Here is a 20,729-nt window from a genome sequence, read left to right on the forward strand (position 1 = left end):
ACATGGCAGATTCCAAGGCAGAATATCCCGCTCCCGATTGCCTGGCGCCCGCCGCGATCGAGGCCAAGACCGAGGCCGCCGGCGTGACCAAGGCCAACCTGCCGGTCGCAAAGGCCTTTCTGTTGGCAATGTTCGCCGGCGCGTTCATTGCCTTCGGTGGCCTGTTCTTTACCGTGTTCTTGAGCGATAGCACGCTGGGCTGGGGCGCCCAGCGCGTCGTGGGCGGCCTGTGCTTTTGCCTGGGCCTGGTGCTTGTGCTGGTGTGCGGCGCCGAGCTGTTTACCGGCAATTCGCTTATGGTCTGCGCACTCAAGAGCAAAAAGATCACCCTGGTCCAGATGCTCAAGGCTTGGGTCGTCGTATGGGTCGGTAACTTTGTCGGTGCCCTGTTCATCGTCTTTTTGGTGTACATGGCCGGCATTTACAAGCTCAACGGCGAGGCGGTCGCCAATTCCATGGTGAGCGTCGCCGCCGGCAAGGTGACGGTCGACTGGGTGACGATCTTCTTCCGCGGCATCCTGTGCAACATCTTTGTGTGCCTGGCCGTGTGGATCGGTACCGCCGGCAAGACCGTGGTCGATAAGGTTGTGGGCATTCTGCTGCCCATCGCCGCCTTTGTGGCCTGCGGTTTTGAGCACTGCGTTGCCAATATGTACTTTTTGCCCATGGGTGCCGTGATGCACGCGTGCGGCTATGGTGCCGACGTCGCCGGCGCCGATGCGCTCAACGCTGCGGGCATTGCGTTTAACCTGTCCGCCGCCACGCTGGGCAACATCGTGGGCGGCGCGGTTCTGGTCGCGCTCGGCTACTGGTTTATCTACGCCAAGAAGTCCGAGGCGTAATAAGCCGGAATGACGTACGGGCCTCCCGAGGGGCGTTTGCCTTTTGGGAGGCTCTTCGTGTCTTGCTGCGGTAGATGCTGCGGGCTTTGCGTCGCGGCAGCTGGCGGCAGAGCTGTGGTGCGGTGGGGCCTGAACCCCTGAGCTGGAAGGAATAATCGAGATGGCATCGAGAACTATGCATGACGGTCGCTTCGTGGTGACGACATGCGGGGGATGCTATGCCGATTGCGCCTTTGCGGCCCATGTTGAGGATGGGCGTGTGGTGGCCGAGTTGCCGGTGCCGGGGCATCCGTGCGCGGCGCGTGCCCTGTGCGCCCGCGGACGGCATCGCCTGGCAATGCCGTTTGACGAGCGTGACCGCATTGTGCACCCCATGCGACGCCGCCGAGATGGCTCGGGGTTTGATGCGATTACCTGGGACGAGGCGTTCGCGCAGATTGCCGAGCGTCTTTTGGGGATTGTTGACGAGTGCGGGCCTCGTGCACTGGGCATGACGCTCGGCGTGCCCTCGTTCGACCGCTACTGGGCGTATCGCTTTATGCATGCGCTGGGCTCGCCCAACGTGTACGGTGCCGACGGTGCCTGCGAGGTAAGCCGACTTACCGGTTGGGAGCACAGCCTGGGTTATAGTCCCGCCTCCGACCTGTCGCATACCGACTGCATCATGTACCTGGGGCGTTCCATTGTCGATTCGTCGACGATGGGGGCCGTTGACGCGCTCAACGATGCGCGCCGGCGCGGGGCGAAGATCATCGTGGTTGACCCCCGGCGCAGCGGCTCGGCCGCGCTTGCCGATCGCTGGCTCCGCGTACGCCCGGGCTGCGACTTGGCGCTGCTGTTGGGTATTGTCCACGTCTTGATTGCCGAGGGCCTGTACGATCACGAGTTCGTGGACCGCTACACCACAGGCTTTGACGAGCTGGCACAGGCGGCCAGTGCTTGGACGCCCGAGTGGGCCGAGTCGATGTGCGACGTGCCAGCCGCAGAGATTGTCGCCACGGCGCGCGATCTCGCTGGCGCCGCGCCTGCCGCCGTGGTGGATGCGGGCTTTCATGGCGGCATCGGAATCGCGTATGCCAATAGCACCCAGACCGCGCGCGCTATTTGCTTGGTCGACGTGCTGCTGGGCTGCATCGGACACGCGGGCGGTGCCCTCAACCCGCCCACGCCGCTTGTGTTGGGCGACCTCGATCCCGCACGCTTTGCGACGCCGCCGGTGCCGCGCGGGCCCAAGCTGGGGTCCGAGCGCTATCCGCTGGTCGATCCGGTGCGCGGCCTGTGCACGACTATCGGTCAGTCGATTCTTGCCGGCGATTTGCGTGGGCTCATCGTCTATGCCAGTAACCCCGGTGCTGGCTATGGCAATGCGCAGGCTTGGTTGGGTATTTTGCAGCAGCTCGACTTGCTCGTGACCGTTGATATTCGCTGGTCCGAGACAGCGCGCGCTTCTGACTTCGTGCTGCCCGACGTGACGTATCTGGAGGCCGACCGCGGCGTGGGAACGGTGATAGGCACCAACGATGCGCGCGTATTCTACCGTAATGCCGTGCTGCCCGTGCAGCATGACGACACGCGTCCCGGTCGGGAGATCTTTGCTGGTCTGGCACAGGCGTGCGGTGTGGGCGAGTACTTCCAGTTTACGTCTGACGATCTGGCGGCTGCCCAGGTGGCGCCTTTTGGGATCAATCTTGACGAGCTCAAGGAGCGCGGCTGGGCCGACACAGGTGTCGCGTTGCCGTCGCGTACGGGCGAGCCGGCGATTCCCTTGGATGGCGGCAAAATTGCGCTGGCAAGCGACGTATGGGAACGAGCCGGCCTGGGTCGTGTACCCAACTGGATCGCGCCCATGGTGGAGCCCGGCCCGGGGATGTTTCGCCTCATTAGCGGCAACCGTCCCTTTGAGTCGCACACCTCGCGCAGGCTTGCGGCCCAAGGTGCCGCCGAGGCTGGATTGGACCTGGATGCCGTGCAGATGAATGCCGATGCTGCTGCGCACATGGGCATCGCCGACGGCGAGATCGTCGAACTCGTGAGCGATATGGGCCGCGACCGCGTGCGCGTGGAGACGACGCCGTATCTGCATCCGGCGTGCATCTTTACGTCGGCCGCCCCCGGCGGGCGTTCGTTTGTCGCCGATGCCGGTGGCGCTCAAGCCTTGGGCGTGGGCCCGCTCGACCATACGCCGTTGCGTTGGGATCCGTTGACGGGTGCCGCGCTCACCCAGGAAAACGCCGTTCGCGTGGAAAAGATCGCGGCGCGCGAGGATAATAACGAGTAATTGACTCAGCTGATGTATTCGACTGATCCACGTTTTTTTTGAAAGGCCGCACATGAGCGATAGCCAGAACATGTCCGATGAGGTGCGCGCCCGCCTGCGCGCCATTCCCTCCGTCAACGAGCTGCTAGCCGAGTGGCCGGTAGTGAAGGCGGCGGGGGAGACCTGCGACGCGGTGGTGCATGCCGCCGTCACGGCCGAGCTCGACGAGGAGCGCTCCGCGATTCGTGTTGGCGCCGCCCCGCGTTCCAAGCGCGAGCTGGCCTCGGCCATCGAGTGGCGTGCGCATCGCTCTGCGCTGCCGAGCCTGCGTCCCGCCGTCAACGCCACGGGTGTGGTTATCCATACCAACTTGGGTCGCGCCCCGCTTGCGGAGTCGGTCGCCAAGGCCGTGGCCGAGGTTGCGCGCGGGTACAGCACGCTCGAGTACAGCGTGGACAGCTGCTCGCGTGGGTCGCGCAAGGAGCATGCCGCGCAGCTGATCCGCTCGCTTACCGGTGCCGAGGATGCGCTGGTCGTTAACAATAACGCGGCCGCCGTGCTGCTGGTGCTGGCGACCCATGCCGCGGGCAAGGAGGTCATCGTCAGCCGCGGCGAGCTTGTCGAGATTGGCGGCAGCTTCCGCATCCCCGACGTCATGGCGGCCTCGGGCGCCAAGCTCGTCGAGGTCGGAGCCACCAACCGTACGCACCTGGCAGATTATGAGCAAGCCATTACGCCCGATACGGCGATGATCCTTAAGGTCCATCCTTCCAACTATCGCATCGAGGGCTTTCACGAGGAGGTGGGCTCTCGGGAGCTTGCGGCGCTTGCTCACAAGCATGGCCTGCTGTTCTACGAGGACCAGGGCTCGGGCGCGCTGTTGCCCGACGACATCTTGGTGCGCGGCGGCGAAGAAACCACGCCGGCTTCGGTTTCGGCAGGGCTCGATCTGGTGTCGTGCTCGGGCGATAAGCTGCTCGGTGCCGCACAGGCGGGCATTATCATGGGCCGTCGCGATCTGGTCCAGGCCTGCGGCGCACATCCGCTCATGCGTGCTCTGCGTCCGGGCAAACTGGCGCTCACGGCACTCGAGGCCACGCTGCGTATCTACATGGACGGTGCCGATGTTGCCCATCGTGATATTCCGGTGCTCAGCATGCTTACGCTGCCGCAGGCTCATCTGGAGCGTCGCGCACGCAAGCTGCGCGAGCTGATGGTGGCGGGCCTCGATAAGGCTGGCTGCCCGTGTGCCGTGCAGGTGGAAATCGTCGAGGAGTCGTCGACCCCCGGTGGCGGCTCGCTGCCTACCGTGGAGCTGCCCACGATGTGCGTTGCCGTGCGTCTTGTTGACGCGCGCCTGACGGTCGATGCGCTCAAGCGCTCGCTTGTCCAGGACTTCGACACGCCGGTCGTCACGCGAACCTCGCACGATCGCATCCTATTTGACGTGCGCACGCTCGTGGGCGACCGCGATATCGAGACGGCGGCGTCGACGCTTGCCGCATGCGTTGAGAAGGCGATTGCTCGATGAGTGAGGTTCAGGCGCTGGTGGAGTGTCCCGTTATCGTTGGCACGGCGGGTCACGTTGACCATGGTAAGTCGGCACTGATCGAGGCACTGACCGGCAAGAATCCCGATCGTCTGGAGGTTGAGCGCCGTCGCGGTATGACCGTGGAGCTGGGCTTTGGCGAGTTGGCGCTGCCGAGTGGCAAGATCGTCGGCCTGGTCGACGTGCCGGGCCACGCGCATTACCTGCGCGCCATGGTGCAGGGCGCCACGGGCATCGACGTTGCCGTGCTGGTGGTCTCTGCCGTCGAGGGCGTGATGCCGCAGACGCGCGAGCACGTGCACGTGCTGGAGCTGCTGGGCGTTACGCATATGGTGGTCGCGCTGACGATGTGCGACCTTGCCGATGCCGAGATGACCGAGCTTGCCGAGCTCGATGTCGATGACTTTTTGTCGGGTACCGTGTTTGCGGGCGCGCCGATTGTGCCCGTGTCGTCTAAGACGGGCGAGGGGATCGACGGGCTGCTTGCGGTGCTCGACGAGCAGGTAAGTGCCTGCTGGGATGCCTGCCGCGACCGTGCCGAGCGCACCGATGCCGCGCCGCGCCTGCCGATTGACCGCTGCTTTACGATTAAGGGCGTCGGCACTGTCGTAACGGGAACGCTGCACGATGCGCCGGTTGCGGTGGGCGACGAGCTGATGGCTTTGCCGTCGCGTACGGTCTGTCGCGTGCGCGGGATTCAGGTGCATGGCGATACGCCGCGCGCGCTGCCTGGTCAGCGTGTGGCGCTCAACCTAGTTGGTGACGGTGCCGCGGCGCTTGACCGCGGCGAGTTGCTGGGCGTGGCGAATCGCTTTGGTCAGACGTTACGCTTTATGATGACGTTCACCTACCTGGGCCGTGAGGGAGCCAAGCCGCGTGTGCTCGAGTCGGGTGCGCGCGTGCATGTGATGGCCGGCACGGCTGAGGTTGTCGGTCGCATCATGCTTTTGGAGGGCGAGGCCCCCATGGCGGTGGGCGAGACCCGTACCGTGCAGGTGCGCCTGGAGGAGCCGCTGCCGCTGCGCGCCGGAGACCACGCCGTGGTGCTGTCGTATTCGCCCGTTATGCTCATCGGCGGCGGGCGCGTGCTGCTTTCGCGCTGCCGCCGCTCGCGCGAGCTTTCGGCGGGAGAGTGCACGCTGCTTGCAGCGCTTGAGGCCGGCGATGCCGTCGCTGGTGTGGACGCGTGGCTGGCGCTGCAGACGTTGCCAGTCGTGGTCGCCGACGTTGCCGCGGCGCTGGATCTTGTTTCCGGTGAGGCCGATGCCGCGCTGAACGAGCTGGTGGCTCGAGGTGCTGTTTGCGAGCTTGCCGGCTCTGGCGATGCACTGTATGTGAATGCCGCCGTGCTCGATGCCGCCATGGACGTGCTGGCGGCGACCCTGACCGCTATGCACGCGGCGTCTCCCAAGGAGACGGGCTTTACGCCCGGCGCCGTTGCCCATGCTGCGTGGCCTGCCGCTGACAATACAGTTGCCGCAGCCCTGATTTCCGAGGGCTGCTCGCGTGGCGTGTGCGCCGCCGAGGGCGCCGAGGTGTTCGACCCGCACTCCGCTGCCGCTGCAGCGCGTGTGGTGCGCGAGGCCTGCGAACGCATCGTTGCTTTGCTGGACGAAGCTGGCCTCGATGCACCGACGTTGCCCGAGGTGGGCGAGCAACTCCAGCTCGATCGCGACACCATGACGCGTGCGCTGCGCGAGCTTTCGCTCAACCGCTCCATCGTGAAGGTCGAGCGCGACGTTGCCTTGTCCGCCACCGCGGAGTCGCATGCGCGCGAGCTTGTCGCCGCTGGCATTGCCGACGCCGGTGGCGCAGCCACCACGAGCGTGCTGCGTGAGGCTCTGGGCGTGTCGCGCAAACGTGCCATCAGCATCTTGGAGCACCTGGATGCCGTGCGCTTTACGGTGCTCGACAAGGACGCCGGCGGCCTGCGCTCCCTGCGCTAGATTGGCTGCTCGGTTTGGTAAAATACCGCCGCACTTGGGAACGGATGGGCTCCGGTGGGCTCCGCGGTCCTCAAAACCGTTGCGAGGCGTGCAAAACGTCTTGGATGTGTTCGATTCACATACGTTCCCGCCATACGCTACCAGCGCTTTTGTGCTCGCGGTCTTGCTGCGTGCCGCAAAGGCGCTGTTTTGTTTTTGCACGAGCTTTTCGTAGCGTCGCTATTTCGGCGGCGGTATTTAGCTTCGTGCACCGGGCTTCGAGCATGCCGATGGGGGTGGTTTGCCGTATGACTACCGTAAGACGGGCCGATCTTTCTTGTGTCGTCCAAGCGGGCGGGCTGTCCTCGCGCATGGGCTGCGATAAGGCGCGCATGGCGTTTTGCGGCGAGCCGCTCATCGAGCGCGTGCTGGGTCGGTTGGCGCCAGTTGCCGGTGAGTTGGTCGTGACGACTTCGCGTCCCAGCGAGCTTGCCTACCTTGAGGAGCGCACGTTTGGCGGCCTGGTGCCGCGTGTGGTGGCGGACCTTGAAGGGTCGGCGGGCGCCATGCGCGGCATCGCGAGCTCGTTGGCCGCGGCCCGATTGCCGCTTGTGGCGATCGTAGCCTGCGATATGCCGTTTGTCTCGCCGGAACTCATCGGCGCGCTTGCCGATCATGTTGAGGCCGTGGTGCTCGATGTGTGCGTGCCGCGCGAGGAGCGGGGGATTGAGCCGCTTTGCGCCGTCTGGCGCCGTGATGCGTGTGCTCCGGTTGCCCAAGAGCTGCTCTCCTGCGACCGACAGCGCATTCGCTGCCTGATCAATCGCGTTCAGGCCGGTTATATGGATGAGCCGCAGATCGTTAAGGCCGCGGGCTCGACGCTCTGCTTCGAAAACGTCAATACGCCCGAGGAGTTTGCGGCGGCCGAGTTGCTCGCCTAGATCTGCACACATCAATGACGGGAGATGCCGTGTCACATGATATTTGCCCCGATACCGGGGAGCCTTGCACTTGCGATGGGTCCGAACCCTGTACCTGCGGTTGCGGTGGCTGTGGACATACTGCGGAAGAGGAAGCGGCCGCCGCGGCGTATCGCGATGCACACCGCGAAGGCCCGTCCGGTGATGCTCTCGACCATGAACGCAAGATCATCGTTTCGTTCGATAGCACCTTCGATGTGATGGAATGCGAGCAGCTGTGCCTTGCCGCCGGTGTGCCCGGGCGCATCATGCCGCTGCCCGGCTCCATCACCGCCGGCTGTGGGCTGTGCTGGGCCATGCCGTTCTCGGGCGATGCTCTTGCCGCCTTCCGCGCTGCCACCGAAGGCCGCATAACCCCCGCCGACTACCATCAGCTCGTCCTCTAACCACCAACATCACCACAAAGGTGCCTGTCCCCAATGTGGTGGCTTGGAACACGTGGACGAAACAGGTTTGAAACACGGGTTTTGCATGTCAGACACTCAAAAACGCTTCTACCTGCATCGTAATCAAAACGAAACATCTGCTCGTCGGCTTATGCGAAACTTTCCCGCAACAGTGCGATATTATCCATATTCGATAAAGCTCGCGGCGCATGGGGCGCCTCGAACGATACTTTTCTTTTCCATCAATTGGAGGAAGCATGAGCTACACGCAGAAAGTTCTCGACGAGCTCAAGGCCCGCTATCCCGAGCAGCCTGAGTTCATCCAGGCCGCGACCGAGATCCTCGGCACCATCCAGCCGGCGCTCGACGCCCATCCCGAGTACGAGGAGGCCGCCCTGCTTGAGCGCCTCGTCGAGCCCGAGCGCATCGTCATGTTCCGTGTCCCCTGGGTCGACGACCAGGGCAAGGTCCAAGTCAACCGCGGCTACCGCGTCGAGTTCAACTCTGCCATTGGACCCTACAAGGGCGGCCTTCGCTTTAACCCGACGGTCACCCTGGGCATGCTCAAGTTCCTGGGCCTGGAGCAGATCCTCAAGAACAGCCTGACCACCCTTCCCATGGGCGGCGGCAAGGGCGGTTCCGACTTTGACCCCAAGGGCAAGTCCAACAACGAGATCATGCACTTCTGCCAGTCCTTCATGACCGAGCTCTATCGCCACATTGGCCCCAACACTGACGTTCCCGCCGGCGACCTGGGCGTTGGCGGCCGCGAGGTTGCCTACCTGTTCGGTCAGTACAAGCGCCTGACCAACGAGTGGACCGGCGTCCTCACTGGCAAGGGCCTCTCCTTTGGCGGTTCGCTCGCCCGTACCGAGGCCACCGGTTATGGTCTGGTCTACTTTGTGGACGAGTACCTCAAGAGCCGCGGCGACTCCTTCGAGGGCAAGAACGTCGTCGTTCACGGCTCCGGTAACGTCGCCATCTACGCGGTCCAGAAGGTCGCCCAGCTCGGCGGCAAGGTGCTGGCCTGCTCCGACACCCACGGCTGGGTCGAGGATCCCGACGGCATTGACTACACCGTGCTCGAGCACGTCTACAACAAGAAGCGCTCCGGTCACGACAAGGGCGTTACGCTCGCTATGTACGTCGACGAGAAGCCCAATGCCACGTGGCACGAGGGCGACGGCCGCGGCGTGTGGCAGCTGCCCTGCGATATCGCGCTTCCCTGCGCTCGCGAGAACACGCTGCTGCTCGAGGACGCCCAGGCGCTCGTCGCCAACGGCTGCAAGGTGGTCGGCGAGGGCGCGAACATGCCCACGACCATCGAGGCCACGACCTACTTCCAGGAGAACGGCGTTGCCTTTATGCCTGGTAAGGCTGCCAACGCCGGTGGCGTGCTCGTGTCCGGCCTGGAGATGAGCCAGAACGCCGAGCACCTGTCCTGGACCTTCGAGGAGGTCGACGGCAAGCTCGAGCAGCTCATGCGCGGCATGTTCCACAACGTGGACGACACCGCCAAGGAGTACGGCCAGGAGGGCAACTTCGTCATGGGCGCCAACATCGCCGGCTTCCTGAAGGTCGCCGACGCCATGCTCGCTCAGGGCGTCTGCTAAATCTTCGCTCGACATAGCATGTGATGAGGCTCCCAGCTATCTGGCTGGGAGCCTTTTCTATCCCGGAGGACTCCTCATAACTTGCGGTGATATACGGACTGTTTTGCGTTCCAGAACGGCTAATCAGTCCGTATATCACCGCAAGTTATGGATGGGTGGGTGGATTTTGTCCTAAAACGGTGTGCGGCTCCTCGTTTGGTACACTTAAAAGTACTGGACAAGTGAAGAGATGGGGGAGAACGTGCTCAAGTTCGGTACCTACGTCCGTGTTGGAAACGCGGCCGAAGCCTATGAGCTCTTGCAGAAGAACCGCAACAACAAGATTGTGGGCGGCGGCATCTGGATGCGCCTGGGTTCGCGTCGCGTGGCGACGGCGATTGACCTTTCGGCCTGCGGACTCGATCAGATCGAGGAGACCGAGACCGAGTTTCGCATCGGTGCCATGTGCACCCTGCGCCAGCTCGAGCGTCATGCCGGGCTCAACGCGCTTGTCAACAATGTCTTTGAGTTCGCCGTCCACGACATCGTGGGCGTGCAGCTGCGCAACACCGCCACGGTGGGCGGCAGCATCTACGGCCGCTTTGGCTTCTCGGACGTGCTCTCGGCTTTCCTGGCGCTCGATTCCTATGTTGAGCTGACGGGGGCAGGCCGCGTTCCGCTCGCCGAGTTCGTGAACATGGGTTACGTGCGCGACGTGATCGAGCACATCGTAGTCGTTAAGCACGATTACCGTGCGAGCTACGAGGCCGTGCGCAAGGCCGCGACCGACTTTCCCTCGCTGAACGTTACCGCCGCCTGGTGGGACGGCTCCTGGCACGTCACCGTGGGCGCCCGCCCGCTGCGCGCGACCTTGCTACAGGGCGAGGCGTGTGGTCTCACCGGCGAGCAGCCTTCCGAGGACGAGCTTCGCGCCCTTGCCGCATCCGTGCGTGCCCTGAGCTACGGCACCAATATGTGGGGCTCGGCCGACTACCGTCGCCGCATCTCGGCCCCGCTTGCCGTCCAGGCTGTGCGTCGTGCCGCCGGCATCGAGCTTTCGGCCGCGCTTGCCCACGAGCTCGAGACCGTGCAGATTCCCAAGTTCGCCACGGACGAGTATTCTTGCCGCCGCGTGTCCGGCGTCGATTCTAGCGAGGTGCGCTAATGGCTGCCAAACTCATCGATCTTTCCTTTACGCTCAACGGCCGCAAGGTCAAGGTTCAGATTGCCCCCGACACCATGCTCTTTGCGCTGCTGCGCGAGCAAGGCTGCGCGTCGGTGCGCTGTGCCTGCGAAACCACCAACTGTGGCCTGTGCACGGTGTGGCTCGACGGCGACCCGGTGCTGAGCTGCTCGGTTCCCGCGGCCCGTGTTGAGGGTCGCACCATCACCACGCTCGAGGGCCTCAAGGCCGAGTCCGAGGCACTGGCCCGTGCGATGGCTGCCGAAGGCGCCGAGCAGTGCGGTTTTTGCGCCCCCGGCCTCATCATGAACGTGCTGGCGCTTGCCCGCGCCGCCAAGGAGGACCCGAGCCTCGTCGCCACGCGCGAGGAGCTCTCGCGCCAGCTGGCCGGCAACCTTTGCCGCTGCAGCGGCTACGAGAGCCAGCTGCGCGCCATCGTGCGCTTCCTTAACGAGTCCGGCGTGCAGGTGGGCTTTGAGATGCCCGAGCTGCCGGTCAATAACACCAGCTCCGACGGTGTCTCCTACAAGCAGATCACTCACAAGCAGCCCAAGAAGGACTCGAAGGCCCTGCTCGAGGGGCGTCCCGTCTACACCGGCGATATGGTGCCCGCCGGTGCGCTCATCGTCAAACTCAAGCGCAGCCCCTATGCCCGCGCCAAGATCCGCTCCATCGATACGTCGCGCGCCCTGAAGGTGCCGGGCGTCGTGGGCGTCTACACCTACGAGGACGTGCCCCAGCGCCGCTTTACCATTGCCGGCCAGAGCTATCCGCAGCCTTCGCCCTACGACCGTCTGATTCTTGAGAACCTGGTGCGCTACCAAAACGAGGAGGTGGCGATCGTCGCCGCCGAGACCGAGGAGGCCGCCGACAAGGCACTCAAGCTCATTAAGGTTGACTATGAGGTGCTCGAGCCGCTGCTCGACTTTACCAAGGCGCTCGATAATGACATCGTGGTCCACCCCGAGGGCGATGTGACCTTTATGTTCCCGCAGGGCGGCGACGTTGCTCGCAACCTGGTGTGCAGTGGCACGAGCGACTTTGGCGACTTGGACGAGGCCTTCGCCCAGAGCGACATCGTCTTCACTCGCACCTACACCAGCCAGGCCACGCAGACCGCGCCCATGGAGACCTTCCGCGCCTTCGCGACGACCGACGCGTTCGGCCGCATCTCGGTGACCACCTCTACACAGGTGCCCTTCCACGTGCGCCGCATGGTCGCGCAGTCGCTCGACATTCCGCAGTCGCAGGTGCAGGTCATTAAGCCGCGCATCGGCGGCGGCTTTGGCTCCAAGCAGACGGGCTGCTGTGAGATCTTCGTTGCGTTTGTGACGCAGCAGACCGGCCGTCCGAGCTACTGCTGCTACACCCGCGAGGAGACCATCACCGCGGGCAACTCGCGCCACCAGATGCAGATGACCGTTAAGCTGGGCGCCATGAACGACGGCACCATCACGGCCATCGATCTGCATACGCTGTCCAACGCCGGCGCCTATGGCGAGCATGCCACCACGACGATCGGCCTTTCGGGTCATAAGAGCCTGCCCATCTACAACCACGTGAAGGCGAGCCGCTTTAGCTGGGACGCCGTCTACACCAATACCAACCGTGGCGGCGCGTATCGCGGCTACGGTGCCACCCAGGGCCAGTTTGCCGTGGAGAGTGCCGTTAACGAGCTCGCCGACATGCTGCACATGGACACCGCCGACCTGCGCCTTAAAAACATGGTGCGCGAGGGCGAGGTCATGCCGCAGTACTACAACGAGAAGCTCAACGCCTGCGCGCTCGACCGCTGCCTGCTGCGCGCGATGGACATGATCGGCTGGCGCGACAAGCCGCTGGCCGTGGACCTGGGCGACCGCGTGCGCGCCCTGGGCTGCGCGCTCACTATGCAGGGCTCGGGCATCTCCAACGTGGACATCGCCGGCATCGACATGCGCCTGGAAGAGGACGGCTTCATTACCATCGGCACCGGCGCCACCGATAACGGCATGGGCGTCGACACGATTCTGGCGCAGATTGCCGCCGAGGAGCTGGGCGTGGAGAGCTCGCTTATCGTGGTGCGCGGCGTGGACACCGACGTGTCGCCGTTCGACGCCGGCTCGTACGCGAGCTCGGGTACGTACGTGACGGGCCTTGCCGCCAAGAACGCCGCGACCGAGTTGCGTGAGAAGATCTGCGCCAAGGCCGCCCAGATGTGGGACGTGGACGCCGCCGACGTGGTCTTTGATGGTCAGTACGTGCGCCTGTCCGACGAGCGTGCCGCGCGCGAGCAGAACCGCTACCTCACGCTGCGCGACTTTGCCAACCTGTGCGTCAAGAACATCGCGGGCGGCGACGCGCTCACCTCGCACGCCTCAGCCTGCCTGCCCGTTTCGCCCCCGCCGTTTATGGCCGGCATTGCCGAGGTCGAGGTCGACAAGGCCACCGGCAAGGTGACTGTGGTGGACTACGCGGCGGCTGTGGACTGCGGCACCGTGATCAACGAGGCGCTCGCGCGCGTCCAGGCCGAGGGCGGCATTGCCCAGGGTATCGGCCACGCGCTCTACGAAATCGTCGAGCATGATGAGCGCGGCCGCCTGCGCACCGGCAACTTTATGAGCTACAAGCTGCCCACGCGCCTGGATATCGGCAGTATTCGCGTGGCCTTTGAGCCGAGCTACGAGCCGACGGGTCCGTTTGGTGCCAAGTCGATCGGCGAGGTCGTCATCAACACGCCGCTCGCCGCCGTTGCCTCGGCCGTGGCACACGCTACCGGACATCAGGTTCGCTCGCTGCCGATCACGCCCGAGAAGGCCCTGCTGGGGGAGTAGGCGAGGCGACGCATCCGCCGCTCTTTGCCTAGCCCTGGGAAGCTGCAGCCCACTTTTCAACTGAATTGTGGGCTGCAGTTTCCGTTTGAGGGCCTTGGCGGAAAGTGCATCCCGGAATAGGGGCTCAAAACGGGTTGCAGTTTCCGGTTGATGGCTATAGCGGAAATTGCATCCCATTCCGAGGCCCCAAACCGGGACACGCTTTCCGGCGCATGGCCAGCATCGCCAGGCTGCCGAGTCCCACCGAAGTTGCGGTGGAATAGGGACTGTTTTGGAGGACTGGAGCCCCAAACAGTCCCTATTCCACCGCAACTTATGAGATGGGGTGGCGTGCTCTATTGGCTTGCTCTCGTGGTGAGGTCGTGAGCTTGTAAAAGGTGTGCGTGCGCTTACCGTTCGTATCTGCTATCATTCCTAGTCTGTGCGCTCATGCGGGCGTGGCGGAATTGGTAGACGCGCCAGATTTAGGTTCTGGTGGGATTCCCGTGAAGGTTCGAGTCCTTTCGCCCGCACCAACGCATCTGCTTCGGCTTCGGCCGTTGCGACTCTTTGTTGCATAAAGGTACCAGCACCTCAGATAAGCTGGGCAGTATGAGGAGGAACGTGTTGAACATCACCGCTTCTGACGTCAAGGACGCCAAGCTCACCGCTACGGTCACCATCCCGGCCGTCGACGTCGACGCCGCGATCAAGAAGGCCTACAAGGACACCGCCAAGAAGTATCGCTTCCCGGGCTTCCGTGCCGGCAAGGCTCCCCGTCCGGTCATCGACTCCGCTCTTGGCGCCGAGGCTACCCTCGCTCAGGCCACCAACGACCTGATCGCCGCCAACGAGCCCGCCGTCCTCAACGAGCTGGACATCGTCCCCACCAAGAGCGGTGACTACAAGGAGCTCGACCTCGCCAAGGATCACGAGGACTACACCTACATCGTCGAGTTCTCCCTGCGTCCCGCCGCTGAGCTCTCCTCCTTCGACGCCGTCGAGATCGAGATGCCCCCTGCGGAGGTCACCGAGTCCGAGATCAACAACCAGGTCGAGATGCTCCTCAACTACCGTGCCACTTTCGAGGACGTCGAGGGTCGCGCCGTCGAGGCCGAGGACTACGTCACTGTCGACCTCAAGGCCGTCGAGAACGCCGACAACTTTGCCGCCGAGGGCCGCATGCTCATCGCCGGTAGCGACAGCAACCCCAAGGAGTTCAACGAGGCCCTGATCGGCGCTAACGTTGACGACGTCAAGACCGTCACCTGGACCGACGAGGTCGATGAGGGCGAGGAGGCCGAGACCCACACCGTCGAGGTCACCGTCAAGGGCATCAAGGTCCGCAACACCCCCGAGCTCACCGACGAGCTCGTCAAGTCCGACTTTGGCTTTGACAGCATCGACGCCATGCGCGACGCCATCAAGATCGAGATCGAGCAGGACAAGGCTTCCCGCCTGCCGGCCGAGAAGGAGAACCGTTGCGTCTCCGCTCTCGCCGAGCGCCTGCAGCTCGACGAGATGGACGCCGACTACGAGCAGTCCGTCTTTGAGGAGCTTGGCCAGAACTTCCTGTCCAACCTCGCTGCCCGCGGCATGACGCTGGACACCTGGCTGCCCGCTTCCGGCCTGACCATGGAGCAGTTCATCGGCGACCTGCACAAGCAGGCCAACGACGTTGCCCGTGAGTCCCTGGCTCTGGACGCCCTCGCCCGTGAGCTCAAGATTGAGGTTACCGAGGACGACATCAACGCCGAGTTCGAGAAGGCCGGCGTCAAGGACGTCGAGGCTTCCAAGGCCGAGTTCATCGCCGATGGCCGCATGCCTGCCGTCCGCGAGTCCATCCGTCGCTCCAAGGCCGTCGACCACCTGGTCGAGAACGCCAAGGTGACCGAGGTCGACGAGACCGCCAAGGACGCCGAGTAATTCTCGCCACCTTGCCCGCGAGCGCATGGGTGCGCCCGTGATGGGGTAAAGTTATACACCGGTTATCCGGTTGCTTCGTACGGTGCCAGCCAATGCATAGCATGCGGGCACCGTACGTTTATCTAGAACCAATTTGGTCCGCAAGAGAGAAATGGAGATGCGTATGATCGCCAAGTTCGATTCCGCCCTCGTGCCATACGTTATCGAGCAGACGCCGCGCGGCGAGCGCAGCTACGATATCTATTCGCGCCTGCTCAACGACCGCATCATCTTCTTGGGCGAGGAGATCAACTCCGTCAGCGCCAACCTGGTCGTTGCCCAGTTGCTGCATCTTGAGAGCCAGGATGCCGAGAAGGATATCTCGCTCTACATCAATTCGCCCGGCGGCGAGGTCTACTCCGGCCTGGCGATTCTTGACACCATGAACTTCATTAAGCCGCAGGTCTCCACCATTTGCGTCGGCATGGCCGCGTCTATGGCCGCTGTGCTGCTTTCGGCCGGCGCCAAGGGCAAGCGCTTCTGCCTGCCGCACTCCAAGGTCATGATTCACCAGCCCAGCGGCGGTGCACAGGGCCAGCAGACCGAGATCGAGATCGTGGCCGAGGAGATCAAGAAGACCCGCCGTGAGCTCAACCAGATCCTGTCCGACGCCTCGGGCCAGCCCATCGAGAAGGTTCAGGCCGACACCGAGCGCGATAACTACCTCACGGCTGCCGAGGCCCTCGACTACGGCCTGATCGACCGTATTGTCACCTCGCGCGACCTCGCCGCGAAGGACGCCTAGGATGGCCGGTAACATGCAGGACGGCTTCGACGAGAACGGCAACCCCATCCGCTGCTCCTTCTGCGGAAAAGAGCAGGGTCAGGTTCGCCGCCTGGTGAAGGGCCCGACCAATATCTTTATCTGCGACGAGTGCGTTGCCGCCTGCTCCGAGATCCTGGAGGAGTCGCTGGCTTCGGACTTTATGGACGCCGCACGCAACGGCAAGCTACCGGGCTTCCTCAACGACCACGGTCAGGCTGCATCCCAGCCCGCCGTGGACCCCGAGACCGAGGGTTTTGAGCTCGAGGACGACCGTCAGGTCATCACGCACGTGCCGACGCCGCACGAGATCTATGACGAGCTTTCGGCCTATGTCATGGGCCAGGAGGACGCCAAGCGCGCCATGTCGGTTGCCGTGTACAACCATTACCGCCGCGTGATCGAGGGCGGTGCTGCGCTTTCGGCCTTTGACGATGGCTTGGACTCGCAGCTTGACGATGATATGGACGAGGTGGAGCTCGCCAAGTCCAACATTTTGCTGCTCGGTCCCACCGGCACCGGTAAGACCCTGCTCGCCCAGACGCTCGCGCGCATCCTCGAGGTGCCGTTTGCCATCGCCGACGCCACCGCGCTCACCGAGGCCGGTTACGTCGGCGAGGACGTGGAGAACATCCTGCTTAAGCTCATCAATGCCGCCGACGGCGATATTGAGCGCGCACAGGTGGGCATCATCTACGTGGACGAGATCGACAAAATCGCCCGCAAGGCCGAGAACCTCTCCATCACCCGCGACGTTTCGGGCGAGGGAGTTCAGCAGGCGCTGCTTAAGATCCTTGAGGGCACGGTGGCAAGCGTTCCACCCACCGGCGGCCGCAAGCATCCCCAACAGGAGCTGCTGCAGATCGACACGACCAACATTCTGTTTATCTGCGGCGGTGCCTTTGTGGGTCTGGACAAGATCATCGCCGATCGCGTGGGCAACAAGGGCGTGGGCTTTAACTCCGAGATCGCCGGCCCCACCTCGGTCGACGAGAACGATCTGCTGCGCCAGGTGCTCCCGCAGGACCTCAACGCCTTTGGCATGATCCCCGAGTTTGTGGGACGTACGCCCGTCGTCACCCAGACGCAGGCGCTCGACGAGGACGACCTGGTGTCGATCCTGACCGAGCCCAAGAACGCTGTGGTGCGTCAGTACCGCAAGATGTTCCAGCTCGAGGACGTTGAGCTTGAGTTTGAGGATGCCGCCCTGCACGAGATCGCCCGCATGGCACTTGCCCGCAAGACCGGCGCCCGCGGCCTGCGCTCCATCTGCGAGGACGTGCTGCAGCAGACGATGTTCGACCTGCCCAGCGAGGAGGGCGTCACCAAGGTCATCGTGACCGAAGCCTCCGTAAAGGGCGAAGAACAGCCCCAACGCATCTACGGGAAATAGCTTGAATGCAGGCCCCGCGGCAACTACCGCGGGGCCTGCCTTTTAGGGACAGGTTTATCTTGGTCGTTTTTATATGGGCAAATGTCGTTTCCCCTGATAAAACCTGCCAAAATAAACCTGTCCCTTTTCGGCAGGTATGCCTGTGCTATTCTGTGAGATTGTCAAGTTAGTACCTTCAGACTGAAGTAATCGACACCTAAGGGGAGGAATGTAGGCCCGATTTTCGTAGATTCCGCACGAGCCGAAGACCACGTAATGTGGTCTTCGAGCGAGCCCAGGACCTGACCGAGCGAAAATCGGGCCTACATTCCTCCCCGGCGGGACAGGGAGAGATATATGGAAGAAATGCCCAAGAACTACGATCCGTCGACCAACGAGCCGGCGATCCTGCAGAAGTGGCTCGACGGCGGCTACTACAAGCGCCGTGAGGGCGTGGGCGACTGCACCGTCACCATTCCGCCTCCCAACGTGACCGGCAAGCTCCACATGGGTCACGCCACCGACGACTCCATCCAGGACGCCATCATCCGCATGGCCCGCATGCGCGGCAAGTCCACGCGCTGGGTGCTCGGCACCGATCACGCCGGTATTGCCACGCAGACCAAGGTCGACAAGAAGCTCAAGAGCGAGGGCATCAGCCGTCTGGAGATCGGCCGCGATAAGTTTGTCGACGCCTGCTGGGATTGGACCCACGAGTACGGCGGCATCATCGTCGAGCAGATCAAGCGTATGGGCTGCTCCGTCGACTTTGACAACGAGCGCTTCACCATGGACGAGGACTACGCCCAGGCCGTGCGCAAGGTGTTCTGCGACTGGTACCATGACGGTCTGATCTATCGCGGCAAGCGAATCGTCAACTGGTGCCCCAACTGCACTACCGCCATCTCGGACGACGAGGCCGAGTACAAGGACGAGAAGGGCCACCTGTGGCACCTGCGCTACCCGCTGACCGAGCCGGTCAACGGCCAGGACTACATCGTCGTCGCCACCACGCGCCCCGAGACCATGCTCGGCGACACGGGCGTCGCCGTCTCCCCGAAGGACCCCGAGAAGGCCGCCTTTGTGGGTAAGACCGTCAAGCTCCCCATCGTGGACCGCGAGATCCCTATCTTTGAGGATTGGCACGTCGACGCCAACTTTGGCTCCGGCTTTGTCAAGGTCACCCCGGCCCACGACCCCAACGATTACGCCATGGGCCAGGCCCACGACCTGCCGCAGATCAACATCTTCGACGAGCACGCGGTGGTCGTTGAGGGCTACGGTGAGTTCACCGGCATGAACCGCGACGAGTGCCGCGAGGCCGTCATTAAGTGGTTCGAGGAGCACGACCTGCTCGATCACGTCGAGGACCTCGATCACTCCGTCATGCACTGCTACCGTTGCGACTCCGCGCTGGAGCCGTGGCTGTCCGAGCAGTGGTTCGTCGCCGTCGACAAGCTCAAGGGGCCGGCGCTCGACGCCGTCAACTCCGGCAAGGTCACCTTCCACCCCGCGCGCTGGACGCAGACCTACACCACCTGGATGGAGAACCTTAAGGACTGGTGCATCTCGCGCCAGCTGTGGTGGGGCCACCGCATCCCCGTGTTCTACTGCGAGGACTGCGGCTGGGAGGACGCCCTTACCGAGGACACCGACGTGTGCCCCAAGTGCGGCGGCCATCACGTGCATCAGGACGAGAACGTGCTGGACACCTGGTTCAGCTCGCAGCTGTGGACCTTCGCCACGCAGGGTTGGCCGCAAAAGCCCGAGCTGCTCGAGGGTCATCACCCCACGACGGCGCTCGTCACTGCGCGCGACATCATCGCGCTGTGGGTCGCCCGCATGGTCATGAGCTCGCTGTACTTCCTGGACGAGGTGCCGTTTAAGGACGTCGTCATCTACCCGACGATTCTGGCCAAGGACGGCAGCCGCATGTCCAAGTCCAAGGGCAACGGCGTTGACCCCATGGACCTCATCGGTATGTACGGCGCCGACGCCATGCGCTTCAACCTGCTCACGCTGTGCACTAACAACCAGGACGTCAAGTTCGACGCGAACATCGACAAGAAGACCAAGAAGCTTATCGACAGCCCGCGCACCGACCAGGCCAAGTCGTTTGTGACCAAGATCTGGAACGCTAGCCGCTTCCTGCTCATGAACATGGAGGGCTACACGCCCGGCGAGCCTGTCGTTGAGACGCCGGCCGACGCCTGGATGTTTAGCCGCCTGGCCAAGGCCGTGAAGATGGTCACCGAGGGCATTGAGAATTACACCTTTGGCGACATGGCCCGCGGCGTGCAGCAGTTCTTCTGGAACGAGGTCTGCGACTGGTACGTCGAGGTCACCAAAGCCCACCTGAAGGGCGAGGGCCGTCTGCAGGCGCAGCGCAACCTGATCTTTGTGCTCGACACCTCCATTCGCCTGATGCACCCGCTCATGCCGTTTGTCACCGAGGAGATCTGGGACAACATGCCGGCGAGCGTGCTCGACCTGGACGCCGAGGGCAACGTGGACCGCGCCGAGGCACTTATGATTGCCAAGTGGCCCGAGCCCGCCGACTACGCCAAGTATGTTGACGAGGACGCCGAGCGTGCGTTTGAGCTGTGCCGCGCCGTCGTGTCTGCCGCCCGCGCCACGCGTTCGCGTTACCGCTTGAGCCCCAAGGCCGAGCTCGACGTGGTCGTGCGCGCCGGTGCCGAGGACATTGAGAAGCTCGAGAGCCTGCGCTCGACCATCGAGCCGCTGGCGAATACCGCCTCGCTGGTCATGGGCACCGATGTTGAGAAGCCTGCCGCGAGTATTGCCGTGGTCGATAGCGGCGTCGAGGTCTTTGTGGTGCTCGAGGGCAAGGTTGACCTTTCGGCCGAGAAGGCGCGCCTGGAGAAGGAAATTGCCGCGGCCCAGAAGGAGCTCGCCGGCTGCGAGAAGACCCTTGCCAACGAGGGCTTTGTGGCCAAGGCCGCGCCCGCGGTGGTCCAGAAGAAGAGGGACCGTGCAGCTGAGCTCAAGGAGATCGTGACGGCACTGACTGCTCAGGTTGCTGACTTCTCGTAGGCGGTACTGAGGGGCGCGGTTTGGGGCTTTGCTCGCTACTGCGGACAGTCCTGCGCAAGACGGACAGCA

The 20,729-nt window shown here is 63.6% G+C and carries 13 protein-coding genes and 2 tRNA genes; all 15 read left to right on the forward strand.

Annotated elements, in window-relative coordinates; all coding sequences use genetic code 11:
• Positions 1–2 precede the first annotated feature (2 nt).
• The 15 genes from ACKUUJ_RS00675 to ACKUUJ_RS00745 all read left to right on the forward strand — a co-directional run bounded on the left by ACKUUJ_RS00675 (position 3) and on the right by ACKUUJ_RS00745 (position 20,660).
• The gene (locus ACKUUJ_RS00675; RefSeq protein ID WP_409064313.1) at positions 3–842 is read left to right on the forward strand and encodes a formate/nitrite transporter family protein; all 840 of its coding nucleotides are present in this window, start codon (positions 3–5) and stop codon (positions 840–842) included.
• A gap of 160 nt (positions 843–1,002) precedes the next feature.
• The gene (locus ACKUUJ_RS00680; RefSeq protein WP_409064314.1) at positions 1,003–3,120 is read left to right on the forward strand and encodes a molybdopterin-dependent oxidoreductase; all 2,118 of its coding nucleotides are present in this window, start codon (positions 1,003–1,005) and stop codon (positions 3,118–3,120) included.
• Between the two features lie 52 nt (positions 3,121–3,172).
• Complete coding sequence (selA, locus tag ACKUUJ_RS00685; protein WP_409064315.1) at positions 3,173–4,630, forward strand: L-seryl-tRNA(Sec) selenium transferase; 1,458 nt, start codon at positions 3,173–3,175, stop codon at positions 4,628–4,630.
• The gene (selB, locus tag ACKUUJ_RS00690; RefSeq protein ID WP_409064316.1) at positions 4,627–6,594 is read left to right on the forward strand and encodes a selenocysteine-specific translation elongation factor; all 1,968 of its coding nucleotides are present in this window, start codon (positions 4,627–4,629) and stop codon (positions 6,592–6,594) included. Before selA ends, selB begins: the two co-directional genes overlap by 4 nt.
• A 36-nt stretch (positions 6,595–6,630) precedes the next feature.
• Positions 6,631–6,727 (forward strand) — tRNA-Sec (locus ACKUUJ_RS00695).
• Between the two features lie 154 nt (positions 6,728–6,881).
• A complete protein-coding gene (locus ACKUUJ_RS00700; protein WP_409064317.1) occupies positions 6,882–7,514 on the forward strand; it encodes a molybdenum cofactor guanylyltransferase in 633 nt (210 codons plus the stop codon).
• 29 nt (positions 7,515–7,543) lie between these two features.
• Complete coding sequence (locus ACKUUJ_RS00705) at positions 7,544–7,939, forward strand: DUF3343 domain-containing protein (protein ID WP_195361366.1); 396 nt, start codon at positions 7,544–7,546, stop codon at positions 7,937–7,939.
• 257 nt (positions 7,940–8,196) lie between these two features.
• Positions 8,197–9,552, forward strand: a complete 1,356-nt coding sequence (gene gdhA / locus ACKUUJ_RS00710; protein WP_099431586.1) for an NADP-specific glutamate dehydrogenase — start codon at positions 8,197–8,199, stop codon at positions 9,550–9,552.
• 241 nt (positions 9,553–9,793) lie between these two features.
• Positions 9,794–10,696 (forward strand): FAD binding domain-containing protein, encoded by a 903-nt coding sequence (locus ACKUUJ_RS00715; RefSeq protein WP_409064318.1) that lies wholly within the window; start codon positions 9,794–9,796, stop codon positions 10,694–10,696.
• Complete coding sequence (locus ACKUUJ_RS00720; RefSeq protein ID WP_409064319.1) at positions 10,696–13,527, forward strand: molybdopterin-dependent oxidoreductase; 2,832 nt, start codon at positions 10,696–10,698, stop codon at positions 13,525–13,527. The genes ACKUUJ_RS00715 and ACKUUJ_RS00720 overlap by 1 nt, the downstream gene beginning before the upstream one ends.
• Positions 13,528–13,958: 431 nt before the next feature.
• Positions 13,959–14,042 (forward strand) — tRNA-Leu (locus ACKUUJ_RS00725).
• A gap of 88 nt (positions 14,043–14,130) precedes the next feature.
• Positions 14,131–15,432 (forward strand): trigger factor, encoded by a 1,302-nt coding sequence (tig, locus tag ACKUUJ_RS00730; RefSeq protein WP_409064320.1) that lies wholly within the window; start codon positions 14,131–14,133, stop codon positions 15,430–15,432.
• 163 nt (positions 15,433–15,595) lie between these two features.
• Positions 15,596–16,216, forward strand: a complete 621-nt coding sequence (locus tag ACKUUJ_RS00735; RefSeq protein WP_022095182.1) for an ATP-dependent Clp protease proteolytic subunit — start codon at positions 15,596–15,598, stop codon at positions 16,214–16,216.
• A gap of 1 nt (position 16,217) precedes the next feature.
• On the forward strand, positions 16,218–17,627 hold the full coding sequence (gene clpX / locus ACKUUJ_RS00740) for an ATP-dependent Clp protease ATP-binding subunit ClpX (protein WP_409064321.1): 1,410 nt from the start codon (positions 16,218–16,220) through the stop codon (positions 17,625–17,627).
• A gap of 336 nt (positions 17,628–17,963) precedes the next feature.
• Positions 17,964–20,660 carry a valine--tRNA ligase gene (locus ACKUUJ_RS00745; RefSeq protein ID WP_409064322.1) on the forward strand — a complete coding sequence of 899 codons (2,697 nt, stop codon included), beginning with the start codon at positions 17,964–17,966 and terminating at the stop codon, positions 20,658–20,660.
• Positions 20,661–20,729: the final 69 nt, after the last annotated feature.

It is taken from the genome of Collinsella sp. wc0583 (assembly GCF_046116915.1).
Lineage (GTDB): Bacteria > Actinomycetota > Coriobacteriia > Coriobacteriales > Coriobacteriaceae > Collinsella.